The 4,269-nt window shown below is 65.4% G+C and carries 3 protein-coding genes; 2 read left to right on the forward strand and 1 reads right to left on the reverse strand.

Going from position 1 to position 4,269, the window contains the following annotated elements:
- Window positions 1–5 precede the first annotated feature (5 nt).
- Complete coding sequence (locus tag IVB47_RS25200; RefSeq protein WP_027515491.1) at window positions 6–881, reverse strand: UTP--glucose-1-phosphate uridylyltransferase; 876 nt, start codon at window positions 879–881, stop codon at window positions 6–8.
- Between the two features lie 203 nt (window positions 882–1,084).
- On the opposite strand from IVB47_RS25200, the gene IVB47_RS25205 reads away from it, so the two are divergent.
- Together IVB47_RS25205 and IVB47_RS25210 are read left to right on the forward strand one after the other, a co-directional pair.
- Complete coding sequence (locus IVB47_RS25205) at window positions 1,085–2,482, forward strand: lytic murein transglycosylase (RefSeq protein WP_247465250.1); 1,398 nt, start codon at window positions 1,085–1,087, stop codon at window positions 2,480–2,482.
- 202 nt (window positions 2,483–2,684) lie between these two features.
- Window positions 2,685–4,269 (forward strand): SGNH family hydrolase (locus IVB47_RS25210; RefSeq protein ID WP_247465253.1); only part of this gene is annotated, 1,585 nt, incomplete at its 3' end.

A 4,269-nucleotide genomic window follows, 5' to 3' on the forward strand; every position in this document is an offset into this window, starting at 1 on the left:
GAGCGCTACTGCCCCAGATATTTCTTCATCTCCGCAATGAGCCCGTCACGCAGCTCCGGCCGCTTCAGGCCGTAGGCGATATTGGCGCGGAGGAAGCCGGGTTTGGAGCCGCAATCGTGGCGCTCGCCCTCGAACTCGACGCCGTAGAATTTTTGCGATCTGGCGAGGCCGATCATGGCGTCGGTGAGCTGGATCTCGCCGCCGGCGCCGCGCTCCTGGGTCTCAAGGATCTTGAAGATCTCCGGCTGCAGGATGTAGCGGCCGGTGATCGAGAGGTTGGAGGGCGCGGTGCCCTTGGCCGGCTTCTCGACCATGCCGTCGACCTCGAACATCTTGCCGGTGCGTTTGCCGACGCCGCAGATGCCGTATTGATGGGTCAGATGGTCAGGCACCGCCTCGACCGCGATGACGTTGGATTTTTCGCCGAGCTTGCTGGCGGTGTCGATCATCTGCTTCAGGCAGCCGGGTGAATTGAGCACGAGTTCGTCGGGGAGCACGACCGCGAACGGTTCGTTGCCGACGATGTCGCGCGCGCACCAGACCGCGTGACCGAGGCCGAGCGGCGCCTGCTGGCGGGTGAAGCTGACGGCGCCGGCCTCCGGCTGGTTCTGCGCCAGAACGTCCTGCTCGGTCTTCTTGCCGCGCGCGGCCAGCGTCGCATCGAGCTCGAACATCCGGTCGAAATGATCTTCGATGACACTTTTGTTGCGGCCGGTGACAAATATGAAGTGCTCGATGCCGGCTTCCCGGGCCTCGTCATAGACGTACTGGATCAGCGGCTTGTCGACGATCGTCAGCATTTCCTTCGGCATCGCCTTGGTGGCGGGCAGGACGCGGGTGCCGAGGCCGGCAACGGGAAATACGGCTTTGCGGATTTTCATGGGATTGATCGAATACCTGAGGAACACGTGAAGGGAGCAATGGCATCTTGCTAGCTTGTTTGCAGCCGCCAACAAAGGCGGATGTGGGGCCTCATCCTCACAGAGTTAAGAAAAAGGCCACCATCAAAATTTCACCTTTGTTAAGCTGTTGGCAACCGTAACCAGGCCTCCTGAGGGCGGATTTTGGCCGGACAGGTGTGGACATGATGCAATCAATGGCAGGGCTGGCAAAACGGGGCGGCTCCGTGACCGGTGCGACGATGATTGCGGCCGCCCTGCTGTTCCCGCTTCCCGCCAGCGCGCAGGCTCAGAACGGTCTGTCAAATCTGTTCGGCGGTATTTTCTCCGGCCCGAACCAGGCGCCTTCGCCAGCAGCGCCCGGGCCCAGCGGCGCTCAAACGGGAGTTCAACCCTGGACCGGCGAGGACGGCGCCTCCGGTCATCCGCTGATGACAGCCGCCGCGATCCGCGAGGCCGCGGGCAATTTCAACAATTGCGTCGCGGGCATGTGGCCCGATGCCGCACGGCGCAACATCACGCAGGAAAATTTCCAGCGCTTCACGGCAGGCCTCGCGCCCGATCTGCGCATCATGGACCTGATGGATTCGCAGCCGGAGTTCACTAAGTCGATCTGGGATTATCTCGACATCCTCGTGAACGACAACCGCCTCGCCAAAGGCCGCGAGGTCCTGGCCAAATACAAGGCGCAGTTCGACGCCACCGAAAAAGCCACCGGCGTCGATCGCTACATCATCGCCTCGATATGGGGCATCGAGTCCAACTACTCGACGCAGATGGGCGACCGGAGCGTGCTGCAATCGACCGCGACGCTCGCCTGCATCGGCCGCCGCCAGGGTTACTTCAAGGACGAATTCCTCTCCGCGCTGGAGATCCTCAACCGCGGCGATCTCAGGCCCGAGCAATTGCGCGGCTCCTGGGCCGGCGCCTTCGGCCCGACCCAGTTCATGCCGACCGCGTTCAAGCGCTTTGCCGTGGACGGCGACGGCGACGGCCGGCGTGACGTCGTCGACAATCCCTCCGACCTGATCGCGTCGACCGCCAACAATCTGAAGAAGGACGGCTGGCAGGCCGGCCAGACCTGGGGCTACGAGGTCGTGGTGCCCCAGGGCTTCAACTACATGCTGGCCGATCGCGCCAAGGCGATGACGGTGGCGCAATGGGAAAAGCTCGGCCTCAAGCGCCCGGCCAACCAGCCCTTCCCGCATCCGGCCGAGAAGGCCTATCTGCTGGCGCCGGCCGGCGCGCAGGGGCCGGGCTTCCTGATGCTGCAGAACTTCCGGGTCATCATGAAGTACAATCCGGCCGAGGCTTATGCGCTGGCGATCGGCCATTTCGCCGACCGCCTGCGCGGCGGCCAGCCGTTCGTGCAGCCCTGGCCGCGGCAGGAACGGGAGCTGTCCCGGACCGAGCGGCTGGAACTCCAGCAGCTGCTAGCCCAGCGCGGCTTCTACAAGGGCACCCCAGACGGTCAGTTCGGCGGCCAGACCCGGGAAGCCCTGCGCAATTTCCAGGCCTCGATCGGGGTCCCCGCGGACGGATTTGCCTCCTCCGACGCGCTGGACCGGTTGCGCGGGCGGTAAAATCGCGTCGAAAGTAACCCTGAACAGGGATTTTGGCCGACAGCCTTGACCGGGGCGGCCGTTCGCCGTGTATGGGCCAATAATCTTGGGACAAGAATCTCAAGGATCTGAAGAGAATCTGGAGAGAATCTGCCCGTTTGGCGCCCGATTCCGTTATTATATTCGAGCCTGTCCCGATCCCCATTGCACGTGCCGAGATCGCATGTCGAAGAAGTTCCTGTTCAAGGTGCTGACCGAGACCGGCCCGCTGATCGCGCTGGGGACGGCGCTTGCGATTCTGGTGTCGGTCGCGGGACCCGCCTCGGCGCAGTTCTTCAACTTCCCCGGCTTCGGCGGCCCACCGCAGCGCGCGGCTCCGCCGCCGCCGCGGAACGGTGGAGGTGGCGGTGGCGGTGGCGGATGGTTCGGCGGCGACTTCTTCGCGCCGTTCCAGCAGCAACAGCCGCAAGCACCGCGTCAGGACTTTTCGCGCGCGCCGGCGCCGGCCAAGCGCGAGGCCATTCCCGACAGGAACGTGCTGGTGATCGGCGACGCCATGGCCGATTGGCTCGCCTACGGCCTGGAGGATGCCTACACCGAGCAGCCCGACATGGGCGTGATCCGCAAGCACAAGACCACGTCCGGCCTGATCAAGTATCAGCCCAAGGGTGAGCCCTCGGACTGGACGGCTGCTGCAAAGGGCATTCTCGAGACCGAGAAGCCCGACGTAGTCGTGGTGATGCTCGGCCTCAACGACCGCATCGCGATCCGCGAGGCGGCGGCGCCCGATAAATCGGACAAGGCGACGGACAAGAAGAACGACAAGGGCGCGCGCGGCAAACCACCGGCCAAGCCTGGCGATGCCAAGCCCGGCGACACCGCCGCGAAGCCGGACGACAAGCCGGCCGATGCCGACCTGCCGCAGGATGATGCCGACAACGCTGACGCACCCGCAGTCGCTGCTCCCGAGAAGACCGCGCGTAACCCGAACGGCCTCTACGAATTCCGCGACGAACGCTGGGTCGAGCTCTACGGCAAGAAGATCGAGGAGCTCGCCAACGTCCTCAAGTCCAAGGGCGTGCCGGTGCTCTGGGTCGGCCTGCCCGCGATCCGCGGTCCCAAGGGCACCGCGGACATGCTGTTCCTGGATTCGCTCTATCGCGAAGGCGCGGCCAAGGCCGGCATCACTTACGTCGACGTATGGGACGGCTTTGTTGACGAGGCCGGCCGCTTCTTGCAGAAGGGCCCGGACTTCGAAGGCCAGATCCGTCAACTCCGCAGCGGTGACGGCGTCTATTTCACAAAACCCGGCGCGCGCAAGCTCGCCCACTATGTCGAACGCGAGATCACCCGCCTGCTCGCCGGGCGCTCCGGCCCGATCGCGCTGCCGAGCGAACCGGCGACCCCCGACACCAGTGCCGAACCCGGCAAGCCCGCGCCGCGGCCGCTGGCCGGCCCGATCGTGCCGCTGGTTGCGGCCTCGATCTCGACCGATCAATTGCTGGGTGGGCCGGGCTCACGTCCTGCCGCCGTCGATGCGCTCGCTGCGAAGACGATGGTGAAGGGCGAGCCACTGGCTGCGCCGGCCGGCCGCGCTGACGATTATGCCTGGCCGCGCCGCGAAGTCGGCCGCGAGCAGGCCAAGGGCGATACGCCGGTGGCCGCGACGACGCCTGATGGCGGCACGCCGGGTGCGGCCGCAGCGATCGCCCCGCCAAAGCTTGCGCCAAAGAAGCCACCGGTGCCGCAGCAACCGGCACAGGCAGCGCCATCGATGCGAGATTTCTTCGGCTTTGGCTCGCCGCCGC

The sequence above is a fragment of the Bradyrhizobium sp. 62 genome, from assembly GCF_023073035.1.
GTDB lineage: Bacteria > Pseudomonadota > Alphaproteobacteria > Rhizobiales > Xanthobacteraceae > Bradyrhizobium.